Annotated in this window: 17 protein-coding genes; all 17 read right to left on the reverse strand. The window is 53.7% G+C overall.

The genetic code is table 11. The features are described from left to right. Window positions 1-40: 40 nt before the first annotated feature. Complete coding sequence (locus tag LIZ87_RS13350; RefSeq protein WP_227147731.1) at window positions 41-913, reverse strand: DMT family transporter; 873 nt, start codon at window positions 911-913, stop codon at window positions 41-43. Window positions 914-919: 6 nt separating this feature from the next. Then, window positions 920-1,288, reverse strand: a complete 369-nt coding sequence (locus LIZ87_RS13355; protein ID WP_178316356.1) for a VOC family protein — start codon at window positions 1,286-1,288, stop codon at window positions 920-922. 179 nt (window positions 1,289-1,467) lie between these two features. Then, window positions 1,468-2,757: a serine--tRNA ligase gene (gene serS, locus LIZ87_RS13360; protein WP_227147734.1), complete on the reverse strand. Its 1,290-nt coding sequence runs from the start codon at window positions 2,755-2,757 to the stop codon at window positions 1,468-1,470. 306 nt (window positions 2,758-3,063) lie between these two features. Then, a complete protein-coding gene (locus LIZ87_RS13365; RefSeq protein ID WP_227147737.1) occupies window positions 3,064-3,912 on the reverse strand; it encodes a pyridoxamine kinase in 849 nt (282 codons plus the stop codon). Between the two features lie 204 nt (window positions 3,913-4,116). Next, window positions 4,117-4,737, reverse strand: coding sequence for an ECF transporter S component (locus tag LIZ87_RS13370; RefSeq protein WP_227147740.1), 621 nt, complete (start codon window positions 4,735-4,737; stop codon window positions 4,117-4,119). Window positions 4,738-5,013: 276 nt separating this feature from the next. Continuing rightward, on the reverse strand, window positions 5,014-5,664 hold the full coding sequence (locus LIZ87_RS13375) for a thiamine diphosphokinase (RefSeq protein WP_178315945.1): 651 nt from the start codon (window positions 5,662-5,664) through the stop codon (window positions 5,014-5,016). After that, entirely contained in the window at window positions 5,661-6,326 is a 666-nt protein-coding gene (gene rpe / locus LIZ87_RS13380; RefSeq protein ID WP_227147743.1) for a ribulose-phosphate 3-epimerase, read from the reverse strand. The genes LIZ87_RS13375 and rpe overlap by 4 nt, the downstream gene beginning before the upstream one ends. A gap of 1 nt (window position 6,327) precedes the next feature. Then, window positions 6,328-7,206: a ribosome small subunit-dependent GTPase A gene (rsgA, locus tag LIZ87_RS13385; protein ID WP_178315471.1), complete on the reverse strand. Its 879-nt coding sequence runs from the start codon at window positions 7,204-7,206 to the stop codon at window positions 6,328-6,330. A gap of 9 nt (window positions 7,207-7,215) precedes the next feature. Continuing rightward, complete coding sequence (gene pknB, locus LIZ87_RS13390) at window positions 7,216-9,384, reverse strand: Stk1 family PASTA domain-containing Ser/Thr kinase (protein ID WP_227147746.1); 2,169 nt, start codon at window positions 9,382-9,384, stop codon at window positions 7,216-7,218. Further along, window positions 9,378-10,124: a Stp1/IreP family PP2C-type Ser/Thr phosphatase gene (locus LIZ87_RS13395; protein WP_227147748.1), complete on the reverse strand. Its 747-nt coding sequence runs from the start codon at window positions 10,122-10,124 to the stop codon at window positions 9,378-9,380. The genes pknB and LIZ87_RS13395 overlap by 7 nt, the downstream gene beginning before the upstream one ends. A gap of 1 nt (window position 10,125) precedes the next feature. Beyond that, the gene (gene rlmN / locus LIZ87_RS13400) at window positions 10,126-11,187 is read right to left on the reverse strand and encodes a 23S rRNA (adenine(2503)-C(2))-methyltransferase RlmN (RefSeq protein WP_178313198.1); all 1,062 of its coding nucleotides are present in this window, start codon (window positions 11,185-11,187) and stop codon (window positions 10,126-10,128) included. A gap of 46 nt (window positions 11,188-11,233) precedes the next feature. Further along, a complete protein-coding gene (gene rsmB / locus LIZ87_RS13405; RefSeq protein WP_178313197.1) occupies window positions 11,234-12,586 on the reverse strand; it encodes a 16S rRNA (cytosine(967)-C(5))-methyltransferase RsmB in 1,353 nt (450 codons plus the stop codon). 48 nt (window positions 12,587-12,634) lie between these two features. Then, window positions 12,635-13,333, reverse strand: a complete 699-nt coding sequence (locus tag LIZ87_RS13410) for a zinc metallopeptidase (RefSeq protein WP_227147751.1) — start codon at window positions 13,331-13,333, stop codon at window positions 12,635-12,637. A 195-nt stretch (window positions 13,334-13,528) separates the two neighbouring features. Further along, window positions 13,529-14,473 carry a methionyl-tRNA formyltransferase gene (fmt, locus tag LIZ87_RS13415; protein WP_227147753.1) on the reverse strand — a complete coding sequence of 315 codons (945 nt, stop codon included), beginning with the start codon at window positions 14,471-14,473 and terminating at the stop codon, window positions 13,529-13,531. Window positions 14,474-14,539: 66 nt separating this feature from the next. Next, window positions 14,540-15,028 carry a peptide deformylase gene (gene def, locus LIZ87_RS13420; protein ID WP_178314428.1) on the reverse strand — a complete coding sequence of 163 codons (489 nt, stop codon included), beginning with the start codon at window positions 15,026-15,028 and terminating at the stop codon, window positions 14,540-14,542. Window positions 15,029-15,069: 41 nt separating this feature from the next. After that, the gene (gene priA, locus LIZ87_RS13425; protein ID WP_227147756.1) at window positions 15,070-17,310 is read right to left on the reverse strand and encodes a replication restart helicase PriA; all 2,241 of its coding nucleotides are present in this window, start codon (window positions 17,308-17,310) and stop codon (window positions 15,070-15,072) included. Window positions 17,311-17,432: 122 nt separating this feature from the next. Continuing rightward, window positions 17,433-18,755 (reverse strand): MATE family efflux transporter, encoded by a 1,323-nt coding sequence (locus LIZ87_RS13430; RefSeq protein WP_227147846.1) that lies wholly within the window; start codon window positions 18,753-18,755, stop codon window positions 17,433-17,435. Window positions 18,756-18,777 lie beyond the last annotated feature (22 nt).

Raw genomic sequence — 18,777 nt, forward strand, 5'->3', positions numbered from 1 at the left:
CAATTATCTCGAATTATCGAGTTGAAGGAAAGTCGACGAGTTATATACCATTTACTTTTTCTCTCCGCCCTCTGTTATTATAAACATACACCAAAATCGAAGCCGCAGCCACCAGGGCTCCTCCTGCTATGGAGGACATTTTTACTGGTTCTCCCAGAATCACAAAACCCAACAGGAGGCTGAACAATATCCCGGTGTAGTTGTAGATGCTGATCTCAGAAGCCGGAGCAAAGCGATAGGCGTAGGTGATAAAGGCCTGGCCCAAGGAGCCGAAGACGCCGATGAGCAGCAGAAGCAAAAGCTGGCGCAGGTCAGGCATCACAAAGCTGCCCAGCATAAATGGCAGGGAGCACACTGCACTGAAGGTGGAGAAATGCATGATGACGGTCATCCCGTCCACCTTATCCTTGAAATAGCCGAGAAACGTATACGCGATCCCTGAGGAGACAGCAGATAAAAATGCCATAATAAGGGGCAGCGGGTTGGACTGAAAGCTGGGCTGAAATACAATGCAGGCTCCCAGGATCGACAGGATAAGCGCCGGAATCTGTACAGGTGACATTTTCTCCTTCAGCCAAAATACAGCCAGCAGTGTCACGCAAACAGGTGACAGCTTATTGATGATGGTGACATCCCCCTGGGCAGCATGGCTGGATGCGTAAAACAGGGTGATAAGGCTCAGAAAGCCAAAGAGGGAGCGGCCAAACAATCCAGCCTGGTACTTTCTCTCCCCGAACAAGGAGCCCTTATTGCGGCGTATGATGACAAATGCGGCAATAAGTACAAACAGATTACGCACAAATATCTGTTCCATTGTGGGGATCTCCTTTGTCAGACGCACTACTACCTGCATAATTGCAAAGGACAGTGCGGAAAGGATCATATACAAGATCCCCTTTTGTTTCTGCGTCATTCTGTATTACCTCTTCGCCGGAACGATCTCGATCCAATAGCCGTCAGGATCTGTGATAAAGTAAATGCCCATGGATGGGTTCTCATAGCAGATGCAGCCCATCTCTTCATGGTGCTTGTGAAGCCCCTCATAGTCGTCTACATGGAAGGCCAGATGGAACTCGCATTCTCCCAGATTATAGGGCTCCTTCCTGTCCCGCAGCCAGGTAAGCTCCAGTGAAAAGCCGGTCTCGCCGTCACCTAAATATACCAGCTTAAAGGAGCCGTCAGAGGCCACCTTCTCTCTCACTACCTGCAGATTCAATGCCTTTTTATAGAAATCCAGGCTCTTTTCTAAATCCAGCACATTAAAATTAAAATGGTTAAATATGATCATTGCATTCTTCCTTTCTCTTATCTGATAGAACCAGAAGCCCGGCCGCTGCCGGGTTTCTGATATGCTTTGTAAATCCGGTAAAACCCGTCACCTGCGCATTTTACTGGATATTTATAGAAACCGGCCTGCGCATTCGTCTGCAGGCCGGTCCTTTCTGTCTTCTTCGTATGTTGTCTCTATTACTTCTTTGGAATCATAACTTCCATTCCGCCCATGTAAGGACGCAGAACCTCCGGAATCCTTACGCTGCCGTCGGCCTGAAGGTTATTCTCCAGGAAAGCGATCAGCATACGCGGCGGAGCGACTACGGTGTTGTTCAGTGTGTGGGCAAGGTACTTGCTGCCGTCCTCTCCCTGGACGCGGATCTTTAAGCGGCGTGCCTGGGCATCTCCTAAGTTAGAGCAGCTTCCCACCTCAAAGTACTTCTTCTGTCTGGGAGACCATGCCTCCACGTCGCAGGACTTCACCTTCAGGTCAGCCAGGTCCCCGGAGCAGCACTCTAATGTACGTACCGGGATATCTAAGGAACGGAACAGGTCAACGGTATTCTGCCACAGCTTATCGTACCACATTGGGCTCTCCTCCGGCTTGCAGACTACGATCATCTCCTGCTTCTCAAACTGGTGGATGCGGTATACGCCTCTCTCCTCAATGCCGTGAGCACCCTTCTCCTTGCGGAAGCATGGGGAATAGCTGGTCAGCGTCTTCGGAAGCTGTTCCTCCGGGGTAATGGTATCGATAAATTTGCCGATCATGGAGTGCTCGCTGGTGCCGATCAGGTATAAGTCCTCGCCCTCGATCTTGTACATCATGGCATCCATCTCAGCAAAGCTCATAACGCCTGTCACCACGTTGCTGCGGATCATAAACGGCGGCACGCAGTAGGTAAAGCCACGGTCGATCATGAAATCTCTTGCATAGGAGATCACAGAGGAGTGAAGCCTTGCAATATCGCCCATCAGGTAGTAAAAGCCGTTGCCTGCTACCTTTCCTGCAGCATCCAGATCAATGCCGTCAAAGGTCTTCATGATATCGGTATGATAAGGGATCTCAAAATCAGGAACCACCGGCTCACCGAACTTCTCGATCTCCACATTCTCGCTGTCATCCTTGCCGATAGGCACGCTGGGATCAATGATATTAGGGATCGTCATCATGATCTTTAAGATCCTCTCAGACAGCTCCCCTTCCTTTGCCTCTAACTCAGCCAGTCTGGCAGAATTGGCATTTACCTGCTGCTTGACAGCCTCTGCCTCCTCCTTCTTGCCCTGGCCCATCAGCTTTCCGATCTCCTTGGAAAGCTTGTTGCGGCTGGCACGCAGGTCATCTGCCTCCTTCTGGGTAGCGCGGCTCTCTGCGTCAAGGGCGATCACCTCGTCCACCAGGGGCAGCTTGCTGTCCTGGAATTTATTCTTGATATTCTGTTTTACAATATCTGGATTTTCTCTCACAAACCTTAAGTCTAACATGGTCTCCTCCTGGATTTCCTTAAAATAATGCCTGAAATAGACAGGCATACGTAGCTGTTAAAGAGTATATACCATTTTTCCTGGAAAAGAAAGCCCTTTTTGTATTTTTCCTGGTGTTTTTCCCGGCTTTTGGTAACAGTTCAGGCGGCTGCTAGGAGGGCGGCCGGAGCGACTTTGCAGGACATTAGAAGCACTTAGTCAACTGGCTTTTCGGAAAAATCAGGTGTCTTAGTGCTTCTTATGTCCGAAACCGGAGCGCCAGACGCCCTCCCGCCAGCCGCCTGAACTGTTACGGCTTTTGCCGGATCAGAACGCCTCTTCACAGCGGCGCACCGCCCTGATCAGTTGGTCCAATATTTCCTCAAAGCACACGCCGTTTGCAACCGGGATGTCCATCTTCTCTGATATGCGGATGCATTCCTTCACAAAATCAGCTGCCAGGCCCACAGCAGAGGTCAGATCCCAGCCTCTGACGTAGGCTCCTGCCACCACAGAGGAGAATACATCACCTGTACCCGGCCTCTCCCTGCCTACGCGTTTGCGCTTTAAGAGTACGAGCTCCTTCCCCCCGGCGGCCACTGCATTTACAAGATACTGTCCCTGGCTGATCCCTGTGATCACCACAGAGTCCGGCCCCAGGGCCCGGATCTCCTCTGCCAGCCCAGCAAGCTCCTTACGGCTCCAGCCCTCTTTCTTGTAAGGCCTTCCTGTGAGGATACAGGCCTCTGTCAGATTTGGCGTGACAATATCGCCCATGGAGACCAGCTCTCCCATGCGCCTGCACATTTGCGGCGTATAGGTCGCATAGGGGGAACCATTGTCGCCCATAATCGGGTCTATAATGACCTTTGTCCCCTCTGTGCTGAGATCTTTTATCATCTCCATTACCAGCTCGATCTGCTCCTCGGATCCCAGAAAGCCTGTGGCAATGCCGTCAAAGGTCAGTCCCAGCTCCTTCCACTTTTCTACATAAGGCTTCATCTTCTCCGTATAATCATCGAAAAAATATACGGGAAACCCTGTGTGATTCGACAGAATGGAGGTCGGCACAGGACAGCACTGGAGCTTCATGGCCGAAAGCACAGGAAGGGCCACTGTCAGAGAACAGCGGCCATATCCCGATAAATCATTGATCATTGCAATCTTTTTCTGCATGTTATCATTCCTTTATTCCTGCCCGTTTACTGCAAAAGTACCGCCGCCGCAAGGCGGCATGTATTCAGGGATGCCAAATGCGCCCGCCAGGCTTTCGTGGTGCTTCAGTTTTCCGGTCATAAAATCCGAATCTGGTCGATGCCAAATGCGCCCGCCAGGCTTTCGTGGTGCGGTGGCACGTCCGCCAGCCGGGCGCATGTCGGTTTACTTTAACTGCTCAAATAGACCGGACCTCTTTAAGGCACTGCGCAGGGGCATATAGATGATGACAGAGGCAATGGTGGAGGTAACGGCATTGATGGAGGTGGAAGCCACATTCCATGCCAGTACCAGCTCTGCCGCAGGCTTGCCCATGATCAGGAGCTTGTAGTAATATCCTACCAGCGGGTCAAATATCACATTGAATAACAGCCCGCAGATGGCAGCAGCCAGGGCAAAACGGAATACGTGGTTCTTGTCATTGCTCTCATTGATTTTTCCGATCTTGTGGGCTACAAAGCCGGCGATCAGACCGATACAGAGCTTCAGAATGAAGGTCTTCGGCGCATATGCCACGTATACCGGATCAAAGAGGTCGCCGATGGTCATACCAATGGCCCCGCCCAGGCCGCCGTAAAATCCGCCTAATACAAGTGCTCCCAGAACACAGACTGCGTTTCCCAGATGAATGGAGGTAGCGTCTCCGCCCGGAAGGGTGATCTTTACCTGAAGAAAGGTAAATACCACATAGGACAATGCTGCAAAGAGGCCTGTCAAAGCAATTTTGTAGATCTGGCTGCTGGCAGAGGCCCTGTTTGCCGCAGCTGCTGCATGATTCGTTTTCATAATGATCATTCCACTCCTTTTTCAATATCGTTTACGACCCATATAGTAGCACCGGAGTGGAGTGTTATAAATATCCAGTTCGTTGTATTTTAACCAGTCCAGTTGTGCGTTTTTCCGTAACTACTCAGTGTAGGTCTTTGCATTTACTGCAAAGACCGTAAGAACGAGTTACGGGCGAGAAGAATCCGGCTCCTTCACCGTAGGTGAACTTAAAATGAGCCGGATTCCGTAACTACACAGCCGCAGGCTGAGTAGTTACGTTTTTCCTGAAAAAGCTCAGTCGTGGGACTCCACCACCATCAGGACTCCCTCCAAAAAGGTGATGGTCCCCTCCTCCTCTGCCAGCTCGTTGCTGATGCACAGGCTGGTCCCGATCTCAATATCCTTATCCGTCAGAGGATACTTAAAGCCGGTGAGGGTGATGCCTCTTACCTCCTCTGTGAGAGGCAGGAAGGAAATATAGTTTCCCCACAGCTCATCTCTCCTGAAATGCCGCTCCCCGTCTATGAGGTACAGCTTGTTCTGCGGGTCCACAATACAGGCCTCCATGCCCTTTTGCAGGCAGGGATACAAAAGATGGAGGTTACCCAGCATGTGATCCAGCCTTCCCCCTGTCGCACCTAAGAGCACGGTCTCATCGCAGCCCATGGCAAGAGCCCTCTTAATAGCCAGCTCCGTGTCCGTATCATCCTTTTCCGGGTTGTGGACATCCCATATGATATGCTCTTTTTTCCGGAAAAAGGCCAGGATCTCCGGCTCCACCGTGTCAAAATCTCCCACAATGATATCCGGCATAAGGGAAAGCTCCTTTGCCGCCTTCAGCCCTCCGTCCACAGCGATCACCCTTGCAAAGGACTCCCCCTTAAGAAAGTCCCTGGCAAAGGACAGATCCAGCCTTCCGCCGGTAAGGATCAGACACCGCTTCATTTCTCGTATTCCTTAAAGAGCTCTACAAATTCTCTTGTCCGTGCAGCCGGATCTGTGCCGAACACCGCAGAGCCTGCCACAAATATATTGGCTCCGGCCTCCAGGATCTCCCTTACATTGGCAATGCTGACGCCGCCGTCTACCTGGATATCCGTCTTAAGGCCTCTCTCCTTCACGGTCTGGCGCAGGGCGCGCACCTTATTTAAGGTGTATGGGATGAACTTCTGTCCTCCAAAGCCAGGGTTTACGGTCATGATGAGTACCATATCCAGCTGGTCCAGGATACAGTCCAGCACAGACACAGGAGTGGCGGGATTTAAGGCCACGCCTGCCCGGCAGCCAGTCTCCTTGATCTGGTTTACCACACGGTCCAGATGGGTGCAGGCCTCTGCATGGACAGTGATAATGTCAGCGCCGGATTTTTTGATATCCTCCACATAGCGCCCCGGCTCCTCCACCATCATGTGAACGTCAAATACAATATCGGAAGCCTTTCTCAAGCTCTTTAATACAGGCATTCCAAAGGAAATGCTGGGCACAAAGGCACCGTCCATCACATCCAGATGGATATACTCTGCGCCTGCCTCCCTTACCTCCTGGACCTGGCTTCCCAGCCTTGTAAAATCAGCCGCCAACAGAGACGGCGCTACCTTGTAGTACATGTCAATATTTCCTCCTGTCCTTTAATTCCTTGTACATCGTAAGATAATTGGCGTAGCGGCTGCTGCTTATAAGCCCCTTTTCCAGGGCGTCCTTCACGCCGCACACCCGCTCCCCCACATGGACACAGCCTAAGAAGCGGCAGTCCTCCTCAAAGGGAGCAAATTCCGGAAAGCAATCCTTCAGCTCTCCGGCCTCTATTTCCGGTGTGAAAATAGAACTGAAGCCCGGCGTGTCCATCATATAGGTATCCTTTTCAATATAAAACAGCTCTGAATGGCGGGTGGTATGCTTTCCCCGCTCGATCTTTCTGCTGATATCGCCTGTCTCCATGAAAGCCTCAGGCTGGATGCAGTTGGTCAGGGAGGATTTGCCCACTCCTGAGGGTCCGGCCAGGACCGTTGTCTTCCCTTTTAGGAGCTCCCGCACTGCCCTCTGCTCCTTGTCCTCATAGGTGCTGATGAACAATACCTGGTAGCCTGCCCTCTCATAGATGGAGCGGTACTCCCCGATCTTCTCCGCCTCCCCCAGCTCTGCCTTGTTAAAGCAGATGATGACGGGAACCTTTTGAAGCTCCATCATCACCAGGAAACGGTCTAAGAGATGAAAATTCGGCTCCGGATGGGAGACGGCAAATACCACCATGGCCTGATCCACATTTGCCACCGCAGGCCTTATGAGGGCGTTCTTTCTTGGAAGGATGGCATCGATGTTTCCCTCCATCTCCGCCTCATCCAGAATGGAAAATTCCACATTGTCCCCCACCAGGGGCTTGATCTTTTTGTTGCGGAATACGCCCTTTGCCTTGCACTCATACAGATTGCCGGTGCCGTCATTCACATAGTAAAAACCGGCAATCCCCTTCATTATCTTTCCTGTCATATATTCCTCTTATCCTGCCGGGAAAAAGGTCACCGGGTAGGAGCTGATAACGGTCAAGGTATCTGCATCCACCACCTCCACGGTGCCGCTGTCAACGCCGTAGGCCCCCTTGATCCTGGGGATCACCACAGGCACGTCCTGGGCTCCTACCACCAGCCTTGCACTGACCAGATTGGTATACAGGTCAACGCCGTCCACGGTCTGTTTCAGCCTGATCAGCACCCGGACACTGCTGGTCTTGGATGCGGGTCCGATGTAGTTGCTCAAAGAGCAGGTGGTGTCGATGGAACCGATATAATACCTGCCGTCATCTGCCTGTCCGCTCTCCGGCGATTTTCCGCTTATCACATAATCCACCGCTGTCTGGGGAGCAAGGATGGTCCCCGGCTCCGCAGACTGTCCGATGATCAGGCCCTCCGCCACCGTATCGCTGGTATCATAGGATACGTGTCCCACTGTCAGTCCTGCTCCTGCCAGCAATGCGTCTGCCGTGGTCTGGTCCACGCCTAAGAGGGACGGCACCTGGCCCGGCACATTCTGGGGGCCGCTGCTCACAAACAATGTCACGCTCTCCCCCACCTTTGCGTTGTCCGGAGTAAAGCGTATCACATTTCCCTTGGGCACAGCGGCATTGTTCTCATCACGGCGCTGTACGGTCAGGCCCTTTTCCTCCAGCAGAGCTTTGGCCTGGTCTCCTGTGAGCTGCAAAAGCCCCAGGGCGCTTAGATCCACCTTGTCGCTTCCCTTGCTGACAGTGACTCCCACGGTGCTCCACTTTTCCACCGCATCTCCGGAATTGATATCCTGCCGCATGATCTGGCCCTCCGCATAGTTATCGGAGAACTCACTGGCTGTCACGCTCATCACCAGCGTATTTTCCTTCAGCTTGGCCTCTGCCATATCCTGAGGCAGTCCCAGCACATCCGGCATATAGGTCTGGTTGTCAGAGAGCGTGACCTCCATCTCCTGGGGAGGCGCCTCTGAGGTGACTGCCACAGACTCCCTGCCCGCCAGGCTTCCCGCGCTGAAAAGCCCTGTAAGGCGTGAAAATACAAACAGCACCACTGCCACGATCAGAATCGCTGCCACAATGCCTGCCGCCGTAAGGATCTTCTCAAACTGGGTGGCAACATCCTCCTGTTCCTTTTCTTCACTCTTCTCTCTGCTGCTCTTCCTGGGCCTGCTTTGCCGCCTGGGCTTTTCCGGCTTTGGCTCTGCCTCATCCCTGGCAGGGGATATCTCCTCTTCCTTAAAGCTCTTTCTCCCCTCCTGGATGCTGACAAGCTCCTCCCTGGAAATGGGGCGGGTCTTGGAAAGCTCATCCTCCCCGCTGCTCTCACTGGCATAGATATCGGTCTGCGGATTCACGAGCACCCTGCGCAGGTCTGCGATCACATCTGTCATCTTTTCATAGCGCCTTTCCGGGCGCTTCTGGGTACATTTGATGATGATCTGCTGGAGGCCGTCACAGATGTCGGGGTTGTATTCCTTTGGCGGTATCACCGGCTCCTCCAGATGAGCCAGGGCCACTGCCACCGTGTTGTCTCCCTCAAAGGGGACGCGGCCCGTTGCCATCTCATACAGGGTAATGCCAAAGGAATAGATATCGCTGCGCTCATCGCAGTAGCCTCCTCTGGCCTGCTCCGGTGAAATGTAGTGGACAGAGCCCACTGCCGTGGCATTGATCGTCTGGGTGGACACGGCTCTTGCAATGCCGAAATCTGCCACCTTTACCTTGCCGTCCCTGGAGATGATCATATTTTGAGGCTTGATATCTCTGTGGATGATATGCTGCTCATGGGCAGCCGCAATGCCCGAAGCCACCTGGATGGCAATGCCGATAGCCTCCTTATTTTCTAAAAATCCCTTTTTCTCAATATAGCTCTTTAAGGTAATGCCCTCTATGAGCTCCATGACAATGTAGTGGAGCATGCCCTCCTCCACAACATCGTATACGCTGACAATATTGGGGTGGGAAAGCCTTGCCGCTGACTGGGCCTCCATCTTAAATTTGCCCACAAAGGTCTCGTCAAATACAAATTCTTCCTTTAATACCTTGATGGCAACAAGGCGGTTTAAGGTATGGCACTGGGCCTTGTAGACCACAGACATGCCGCCTGAGCCAATGCGCTCTAAGATCTCATAGCGGTTCTGAAGATACATTCCGGGGTTTAACATGGCTCATCCCCCTTTCCTAAAGGCTTTACAAGGACAACTGCAATGTTGTCGGCGCCTCCGCGGCCATTGGCCTCATCGATCAGCCTGACTGCCTTCTCCTTTAGGCTGCCCCCGCCTGTGATGATGCGGCAGATGGTCTCATCGTCCACCATATTGCTGAGCCCGTCTGAGCACAGCAGGAAATAATCCCCATTTTCCAGCTCTGCTTCAAAGAAATCCGGCTCCACATTTCTTCCAATGCCCAGAGCCCTTGTGATGATATTTTTATGGCTGTTGTAATCTGCGCTGCCGCGGCGCATCTGGCCCATGGCCACCATCTCCTCCACATAGGAGTGGTCCTTCGTGACCTGGCGGATGCTGCCGCCCTGTATGAGATAAAGACGGCTGTCACCGATATTGGCCACATAGAGGGTATTGTCCTCCACCACGGCCGCTACCAGGGTGCAGCCCATGCCTCTTAGCTCCTCCCTGCTGCGTGACTCCTCAAAAAGTCCCTCATTGACCTGGCGGATGCCATCCTTTAACTGTATCACAGGACCGCCCTGGCAGGAGCGGTTTAAGTAGACCACCAGGTTCTCTACCGCATATCTGGACGCGTAATCTCCTGCCTTATGGCCTCCCATGCCGTCTGCCACCAGAAAGAGGTTTGGCAGGGAGCCGACCTTTTCCGGCGAGGAATAGATATAATCCTGATTCATGTTTCTGACCCTTCCGGTGTCAGTAAGCGCGTATGCTTCCATGTCATCCCTCTCCTTCCATATAGCTTTTCCGAAGCTGGCCGCAGGCTCCGCCGATGTCACGGCCCATTTCCCTTCTCACGGTTGCGTTGATGCCTCTTTTCTCCAGAAGGTTCTTAAAATCCTGGATGGCCTTCTGTCCTGACTGGACGTAATCCCGCTCCTTGATGGGATTGACCGGGATCAGGTTCACGTGGCCCTTCTGATCTGCTATCAGAGAGGCCAGGGCCTCTGCCTCCTTGAGATTGTCATTGACTCCCCTCACAAGGCTGTATTCAAAGGTCAGCCTCCGCCCTGTTTTCTGGAAATATTCATGGCAGGCCTTCAGCACATCTGCAAGCTTGTAGCTGTTTGCAATGGGCATCAGCGTCTTTCTCACCTCATCGTTTGGCGCATGGAGGGACAGTGCCAAGGTGATCTGGAGCCCCTCCTCTGCAAGGCGCCTGATACCGGGAACAATGCCGCAGGTGGAGAGCGTGATATTTCTCTGGCTGATATGTAATCCCCTCTCATGGGAGAGAAGGCGGATAAAGCGGATCACATTATCATAATTGTCCATGGGCTCTCCGGAGCCCATGATGACCACATTGGACACCCGCTCCCCTGTAATGGTCTGTATCCGGTATATCTGATCCAGCATCTCTGAGGGCCGCAGATTCCGCTCCAAGCCGTCCAGAGTGGAAGCGCAGAACCGGCAGCCCATGCGACAGCCCACCTGGGAAGAAATGCACACAGAATTGCCGTGGTGGTACTGCATCCACACACTCTCGATCACGTTGCCGTCTTCTAAGCCGAACAAATATTTTCTTGTGCCGTCGATCTTCGAAATGCGCTCTCCCACTGTCTTTAAGGCAGTCAGGCTGCAGGTATCCTCAAGCTTTTTCCGCAGCTCCTTTGACAGGCTGCTCATCTGGCCGAAATCGGTGACCAGCTTGACGTGGAGCCAGTCGTACACCTGCTTTGCCCGGAAGGGCTTTTCCCCCAGGGCGGAAAGCTCTGCTTCCAGCTCCTCAAAGGTCAGGGATTTGATGTCTTTTTTGCCTTTATGGTCTGTTATATCCAACATAAATACGTTTGTACTCCTGCAATCTATCAATATCTTAACCCAGTCCTTACTGTCTCCGGAACAGGCTGATAAAAAAGCCGTCAAAGGGAAGGATGCCCGGAAGGAACTGGATGCAGCCCGGCAGAGCCTGCTCTGATCCGGCCAATATTTCCGGACCGCCCTGCAGCCGTCCTTCAAGGTCCACCGGTTCAAGGGGGAATTTGGAGGCAAGCCAGGCGGCATTCTCCTCATTTTCCAGGCGGTCTATGGTACAGGTGCTGTACACCAGCAGGCCTCCGGGCTTTACATACTGCCAAACCACAGAGAGGATCTCCCGCTGCAGGGCCGCCAGCTCTCTGAGCTTTTCCTCTGTCATATTGTACTTGATATCCGGCTTTTTGCCCAGGATGCCCAGACCGGAACAGGGAAGGTCGGCGATCACGATATCAGCCTTTGCCTCAGCGGACGGGTCATACACCAGGGCATCCCACTGGACGGCGCCCATGTTGGACGCCTGGCAGCGGACGATATTTTCCTCGATCAGCGCTACCTTCTGAGGTGTCAGATCCCTTGCCTCCACAAAGCCTGTGCCGGAAAGCTTGTCTGCCAGATGGAGACTCTTTCCTCCGGGGGCTGCGCACACATCGATGATGTAGTCCCCCTGCTTTGGGGCCGCAAGCTCCCCTACAAAGGCGGAGCTTACATCCTGAGCCTGTATCCACCCCTCCCGGAAGGCCTCCAGGCTGTCCAGATAGTCATAGCCGGAGATGGATATCATGGTCTCCATTCCCTTCAGGGGTGTCACAACCACGCCCTGTCCCTCCAGGGATGTCCTGATCTCCTCCATGGATGCGCGGCTCACATTGCAGCGGACCCAGGTGGGGCTCTCCCTTAAAAAGGAGGCTGCGATCCTGCCGGCCCCCTCCTCCCCGTACTCACGGCTCCACATATCATACATCCATTGTGGAATGCTGTACCGAAGGGAAGGAGAATCGAATACCAGCTTTCCCTTCTCCCTGGATATGGTCCTTAAAACACCGTTCACAAAGCCCTTTAAGCCCTGGAACTTCCGCTTTACCGCCAGCTTCACTGCCTCGTTGCACACAGCGGAATCCGGCACACGGTCCATGTATAAAAGCTGGTAAACGCTCATCCGCAGGAGATTGCGGATAAAGGGCTTCATCTTCCCTGTCTTTGTTTTTGAGAACTGGTCGATCACATAGTCCAGCTGTATCAGATATTCCAGGGTTCCCTCTGTCACGCGGGTGATGAAGGCCCTGTCGGATTTATCCAGATATTGGTATTTATATAAGGCCTGGCTTAACACAAGATGGACGAAGCTGCCCTTTTCGAGCACCTCCGTCAAGATGTCAAGTATGATCTCCCTGTTTTCTAAGCCTCTGTCTGTCATCTTTGCCATGAACTGCTGTCCTTCCTTCCAATGCCCATTTTCGGGCTGGTCCGTTCGCTAATCACGCCTGCGGTTGCCGAATAAAAGCACCAGACGGAGAAGCTGAAGGAGAGAGGCCGCTGCCGCCGCCACATAGGTCAGGGCTGCTGCATTTAAAACGCTCCTTGTCTGCCCTACCTCCTGTCCTACCAGGATGCCTGTGGAGTCCAGAAGCTTCACTGCCCTGCTTGATGCATTATACTCAACCGGCAGGGTAACGATCTGGAACAGCACAGCCAGGGAGAATAACAGGATCCCCAGGCTTACAAGGGAGCCGCCGCCTAACAGAATACCGATGATGATAAGGGGCCATGAGAGCTGGGCGCCGAAATTTGCCACAGGCACCAGAGCCGCCCGGATGCGAAGGGGCGCATAATCCCCTGCATCCTGCATGGCATGGCCGCATTCGTGGGCTGCCACGCCGATGGCTGCAATGGAGGTGGAGCCGTAGACGGTGTCAGACAGGTTCACTGTCTTTGTCCTGGGGTCATAGTGGTCCGTCAGCCTGCCGGAAACACGGCGTACCTGGACATCGTAGATACCCTGGGACATCAAAAGCCGTCTCGCGGCCTCCTCTCCCGTCATGCCGCAGCGGCTTCTCACAGCCGAATACCTCTGATAGGTGGCGTTCAGCTTTGCCGAAGCAGCCATGGAGATCAATACGCCTATCAGGATGAGAAAATAGGTCGGGTCAAAATAGTACATTGGGTAAAACATCGTTCATCACTCACTTTCTAATACCTACTTGCGCCCAGCAGGCGGACGCGCCTCCGCACCGCGAAAGTCTGGTGGACGCATTTGGCATACCTGAATACATGCCGCCTCACGGCGGCGGGACTTTCATAGTAAACCTACATGCGCCCAGCAGGCGGACGCGCCTCCGCACCGCGAAGCTCTGGTGGACGCGGACTTTTACCGGAAACGCTCCCCGGCTGCCATCGGATATCCCCGCAGAAAGGCCGGGGTATCCATGCGCTTCTTGCCCTGGAGCTGAAGCTCACGGATGGACAGGATGCCGTCTCCTGTGGCCACTGCCAGCGTATTCTTATCGCAGCAGACGATCTCTCCCGGCTGGCAGTCTCTCTCCCCGCCAAAGGCGTCCTCCTTCAGCACATCCGCCGCCCATATCTTTATTGTCTTCTCTTTCCAGGAGGTATATGCACTGGGCCAGGGATTTAACCCTCTGATCAGCCGCTCAATGGAGGCTGCAGGCATGGTCCAATCAATATTTCCCAGGGATTTTGTCAGCATTTTGGCGTAGCAGGTGCCCTCCTCTGTCTGGGGTGTCCTGACTATGGTGCCCTCCTCCAGCTTCTTTAGGGTGGACAGGATCAGACTTCCCCCTGCCATGCTCAGCTTGTCGTGGAGGCTGCCGCCTGTCTCCTTTTCTCCAATGGGGATGACTGTCTTTTCCAGCATATCTCCGGTATCAAGGCCAACATCCATCATCATGGTCGTGACCCCGGTCTCCTTTTCCCCGTCAATGACGCACCACTGGATGGGGGCTGCTCCCCTGTATTTTGGAAGAAGGGAGGCGTGGATGTTGACACACCCGTATTTGGGGATCTCCAGAATCGCCTTTGGAAGTATCTGGCCGAAGGCGATCACTACGATGGCTTCCGGTGAAAGCTCTCTGATCAGCTCAATGGTCTCCGGCTCCCTTACCTTTGCGGGCTGATATACGGGAATACCGTATTCCAGGGCCTGAAGCTTCACAGGCGTCATCTGGACCTCTTTTCCCCTGCCCTTTGGCTTATCCGGCTGGGTGAAGACAGCCGCCACCTCATGGCCTGCCTCTACCAGTGCTTTTAATGCCGGAACGGAAAAATCCGGCGTTCCCATAAATACAATACGCATAGCTGCTGTTCCTTTCTTCTGTCTTACTATAAAAGTCCCGCCGCCGGACAGGCGGCATGTAAGAGCCTACTCCTCTTCCTCCAGCTCCTCCTCTTCGCCTACATCCACCAGCTCACCCTCTACCAGCTCCACATACAGCTGGCCATCCAGGTGGGCGCACTCATGGCAGATGGCTCTGGCAAGAAGTCCCTCTCCCTCCAGTTCGTAGGGCTCCATCTTTTCATTGAAGGCCTTGACCTTCACATGGTTGGGACGGGTGACAATGCCGGATTTGCCAGGCACGCTCAGACAGCCCTCGTATCCGGTCTGCTCTCCCTCCTCCAAAACGATCTCAGGGTTGATCAGTACATACTGGTTGCCGTCTTCCACGTCAATGGTGACGATCCTCTTTAAAATGCCCACCTGAGGAGCAGCAAGGCCTACGCCGTTTGCCTGGTACATGGTCTCAAACATGTCCTCGATCAGCTCTAAGTTCCTCTCTGTCATCTCCTTTACAGGCTTGCATTTCTTTGTTAAAATCTCATCACCCATTACTCTTATCTGACGAACTGCCATTGTTTTCTCTATCTCCTTTTCCATACTCAGCGCCTTACCGATCACGTCAGATCGTAGTAGGAGGCCACATGCTCACATCCTGCAAGCTCCTTTAAGCGCTGTTCTGCCATTTTCCTAATCTGTATCAGTATATCATAATTTTCATGCTTTATATATAAAATTTTTCTGTAAATATCATTAACTTTGTAAATGGGAGCATTTACAGGTCCGATAAAGGCCGGGGCCTCTTCCCCCTTTTCCTTAAGGCTCTCAAGGCTTGCAAAGAGCATGTCCGCTGCCCCCGCCAGGGCGTCCTCCCTGGGGCTCTGGAGCTGTATGGTGAGAAGTCCCATGGCAGGCGGATAGCCCAGCATCCTCCGGAAGGCCATTTCCTGGCTGTAGAATGCTTCGTAGTCCTGCTTTGCCGCAGTAAGGATGCTGTAATGGTCCGGCTGGTAGGTCTGGATCACCATGGTGCCTAAGCGGTCTCCTCTTCCTGCCCTGCCTGCAGCCTGGGTCAGGAGGGCAAAGGTTTCCTCGCTGCAGCGGTAGTCGGAGGCATAGAGGGAGAGATCTGCCGCCAGGGCACTCACCAGAGTTACCTTTGGAAAGTCGTGGCCCTTTACGATCATCTGGGTTCCGATCAGGATATCCGCCTCTCCCCGTCCAAAGGAGGAAAGGATCTCCTGGTGCCCGCCTTTTTTTGATGTAGTGTCCATATCCATGCGAAGGACTCTGGCCTGGGGGAACATTTTCACTGCCAGCTCCTCGATCTTCTGTGTCCCTGTCCCAAAGGGGGCAATATAGGGTGATCCGCAGGAGGGGCACCGCTTTGGCTGGGGCGCCGTATGTCCGCAGTAATGGCATCTCATCTGCCCGTCCCTGTGCAGAGTCAGGGTGACATCGCAGTGGGGGCATTTGAGCGCCTCCCCGCAGGAGCGGCAGGATACAAAGCTGGCATAACCCCTTCGGTTGATAAAGAGCATGGTCTGCTCCCCCTTTGAAAGCCTGTCCTCTATAAGTTCCTTCAGGCGGCGGCTGAAAATGGAACGGTTTCCTGACTTCAGCTCCTCCCTCAGATCCACCACCTCTGCCTTCGGAAGGCTGGCCTGGGCTTTGGCGCGCTCCTTTAAGGTAAGCAGCCTGTACTCTCCCTTTAACGCCTTTGTATAGCTCTCCAGGGAAGGGGTAGCGGAGCCCAGCACCAGGCTGGCGCCGCTTATTTTCGCCCGCATGGCGGCCGCCTCCCTGGCATCGTAGCGCGGGGAGAGCTCGCTTTTGTAGGAATTTTCATGCTCCTCATCAATGATGATAAGGCCCAGACGCTCAAAAGGTGCAAACAGGGCAGAGCGGGGACCGATGATCATGTCGATATCCCCCGTCCTTGCCCTCTCATACTGGTCATAGCGCTCTCCCGCCGACATTCTGGAGTTCAGCACGGAGACACGGTTCCCAAAACGCCGGTAAAACCGCATTACTGTCTGCCAGGTAAGGGAGATCTCCGGTATCAGGACGATCACCTGCTTCCCTGCCCCTACCACATGGGAGATGAACTCCATGTAGACCTCTGTCTTTCCGCTGCCTGTAATACCGTGGATGAGGTAGGTCCCCCGTATGCCCCGGCTGTACTCTCCCGTCATGGTATCCGCAGCCATCCTCTGGGCTGCTGTCAGCTGGATGGCAGCTCCTGTTCCGATGCCCTCTCCCAGAGGCTGCATCCCTGCCAATGGATTGCGGTAGCGCTCTGCCACCTCCACAGAAATGGCCCCTGCTTCCTCCAGAGGCTTGATGGAGGAGGCAGTAAGTCCCAGGCGGCTCATGGCTTCCTCGTAGTGGATCGATCCCTGTCCTCTGAAAGCCGTAAGGAGCCGCAGGCGGGCTTTGTATTTTTTCCGTTCTGCCTCCTTTACAGCTTCCTCCAGGGCTTCCGGTGAGAGAAGACAGCGGATGCGCCGCTTGGGAGACTCCTTTATTTTCTGCTTGACCGGAAGGACCGTCTTTAAGGCCTGGTTCATGGTGGAACCGTATCGCTCCTTCATCCACCAGGCCAGCCAGATCAGCTGGGACTGGGCGGTAACGCTGCCCTTTACGATCCCGGCCACATCCTTGATCTTTGACTCCTCATACTGGACCTCGTCGGTCAGCTCCACCACATAGCCCTTTCTCTGGCGGCTTCCGGCCCCAAAGGGGATATAGACCTGCTTTCCCGCCTCGATCTCCCCTTCCAGCTCCCGCGGGACCCGGTACTGGAACACGCGGTCCACGCTCTCATGGGAAATGTCAATGATGATATTGGCATACATATGGTTCTCTTACCTGTCCTTTCTGTGATGCTGCGGCTAAGCTGGAGCCGGAACCGGCACCAAGATCACCCGTTACTGTTCACAGCCCGGCTAAAAAACAGCCGTTCTGTGAACAGTAACAATCACCCCACAGAGGCCGCCCTCTTTTCAAATCCCCAGAACCGCCATACAAAGACTGCTGCCCGGAAGATCCAGTCAATGAACATACCGTACCAGACGCCGATCACCCCTGTCTGGAATATGTACACGAACAGGTAGGCAAAGCCGATGCGGAAGACCCACATGGAGAACACGGAGATCGTCATGGTAAACCTGGCATCCAGGGATGCCCTCAGAGAGTGGGGAATGGTAAATGCCAGCGGCCATATGATCATAGCGGCACTGTGGGCCATGATCATCTCCTTTGCCATGACGGCTGCCTGGGGAGACAGGTTGTAGATCGCCACAAGCTGGCTCGATCCCACAAACATGGCTGTGCTGACCACTGCCAGGATACCATAGTTCACCGCGATCAGGGCCTTTGAATACTGCTTTGCCTCCCCGATCCGTCCCGCGCCCACGCACTGGCCTACAATGGTGATCAGTCCCAGTCCCAGGGCATTGCCCGGCAGATACAGAACTGTCACCAGATTGCAGGCAACGGCATAGCTGGCAATGGAGGCTGTCCCCAAAGAGGATACCAGGCTCTGGAGAAATATTTTTCCAAACTGGAACATCCCGCTCTCCAGGCCTCCCGGAATACCGATGGAGAGAATGCTCTTTATCAGACGGATATCCGGTATCAGAACCTTTAAGCTGTTAAGCCTGATGGTATTGTGCCTGTTCTGGATCAGCACCATCATCATGGCGGCCGCGATCACACGGCTTATGAGGGTGGGCAGGGCCACGCCCGCCACGCCCATTTTGAGGCCGAAGACGCAGATGGCATTTCCAATGATATTGATCCCATTCATGACAAAGGAGGTAAACATGGATACTTTTGAGTTGCCCATGGAGCGGAACAGGGCCGCGCATGCATTGTAGAGGCCCAGAAAGGGGTAGGACAGGGCCGTGATCCAAAAATAGGTCTGGGCATTATCCATAACAGACTGCTCCACTGCTCCAAATATCCCCCTCAACAGATGGCGGTTTCCCACCAGGGCGACCACGGTAACAGTCAGAGCCATGAGCAAGGTCACAAGCACCAGCTGGCCGGCTGCCCTCCCAGCCTCCTTTGAATCTTCCTTTCCTAGATATTGGGAACAGACCACAGCGCCTCCCGTTGCCATGGCGCCCATGATCTGAATGATCAGGATGCTGATGGAATCCACCAGGGAAACGCCTGACACGGCAGCCTCCCCGACAGCGGCTACCATCACCACATCCACCATTCCTACCAGCACCGTCATGATCTGCTCTATGATCAGCGGCGCCAGAAGTTTTATCAGCTGTTTTCTGGAAAACATGTATGTATCCTTCTTTCCTTTC

The organism is Lacrimispora sp. 210928-DFI.3.58 (genome assembly GCF_020554865.1).
Classification (GTDB): domain Bacteria; phylum Bacillota; class Clostridia; order Lachnospirales; family Lachnospiraceae; genus Enterocloster.

Excerpts from the sequence above, each read along its gene's own strand:
- LIZ87_RS13350 (WP_227147731.1), bottom strand. The coding sequence starts at position 913 with ATGACGCAGAAACAAAAGGGGATCTTGTATATGATCCTTTCCGCACTG.
- LIZ87_RS13355 (WP_178316356.1), bottom strand. The coding sequence starts at position 1,288 with ATGATCATATTTAACCATTTTAATTTTAATGTGCTGGATTTAGAAAAG.
- serS (WP_227147734.1), bottom strand. The coding sequence starts at position 2,757 with ATGTTAGACTTAAGGTTTGTGAGAGAAAATCCAGATATTGTAAAACAG.
- LIZ87_RS13365 (WP_227147737.1), bottom strand. The coding sequence starts at position 3,912 with ATGCAGAAAAAGATTGCAATGATCAATGATTTATCGGGATATGGCCGC.
- LIZ87_RS13370 (WP_227147740.1), bottom strand. The coding sequence starts at position 4,737 with ATGAAAACGAATCATGCAGCAGCTGCGGCAAACAGGGCCTCTGCCAGC.
- LIZ87_RS13375 (WP_178315945.1), bottom strand. The coding sequence starts at position 5,664 with ATGAAGCGGTGTCTGATCCTTACCGGCGGAAGGCTGGATCTGTCCTTT.
- rpe (WP_227147743.1), bottom strand. The coding sequence starts at position 6,326 with ATGTACTACAAGGTAGCGCCGTCTCTGTTGGCGGCTGATTTTACAAGG.
- rsgA (WP_178315471.1), bottom strand. The coding sequence starts at position 7,206 with ATGACAGGAAAGATAATGAAGGGGATTGCCGGTTTTTACTATGTGAAT.
- pknB (WP_227147746.1), bottom strand. The coding sequence starts at position 9,384 with ATGTTAAACCCCGGAATGTATCTTCAGAACCGCTATGAGATCTTAGAG.
- LIZ87_RS13395 (WP_227147748.1), bottom strand. The coding sequence starts at position 10,124 with ATGGAAGCATACGCGCTTACTGACACCGGAAGGGTCAGAAACATGAAT.
- rlmN (WP_178313198.1), bottom strand. The coding sequence starts at position 11,187 with ATGTTGGATATAACAGACCATAAAGGCAAAAAAGACATCAAATCCCTG.
- rsmB (WP_178313197.1), bottom strand. The coding sequence starts at position 12,586 with ATGGCAAAGATGACAGACAGAGGCTTAGAAAACAGGGAGATCATACTT.
- LIZ87_RS13410 (WP_227147751.1), bottom strand. The coding sequence starts at position 13,333 with ATGTTTTACCCAATGTACTATTTTGACCCGACCTATTTTCTCATCCTG.
- fmt (WP_227147753.1), bottom strand. The coding sequence starts at position 14,473 with ATGCGTATTGTATTTATGGGAACGCCGGATTTTTCCGTTCCGGCATTA.
- def (WP_178314428.1), bottom strand. The coding sequence starts at position 15,028 with ATGGCAGTTCGTCAGATAAGAGTAATGGGTGATGAGATTTTAACAAAG.
- priA (WP_227147756.1), bottom strand. The coding sequence starts at position 17,310 with ATGTATGCCAATATCATCATTGACATTTCCCATGAGAGCGTGGACCGC.
- LIZ87_RS13430 (WP_227147846.1), bottom strand. The coding sequence starts at position 18,755 with ATGTTTTCCAGAAAACAGCTGATAAAACTTCTGGCGCCGCTGATCATA.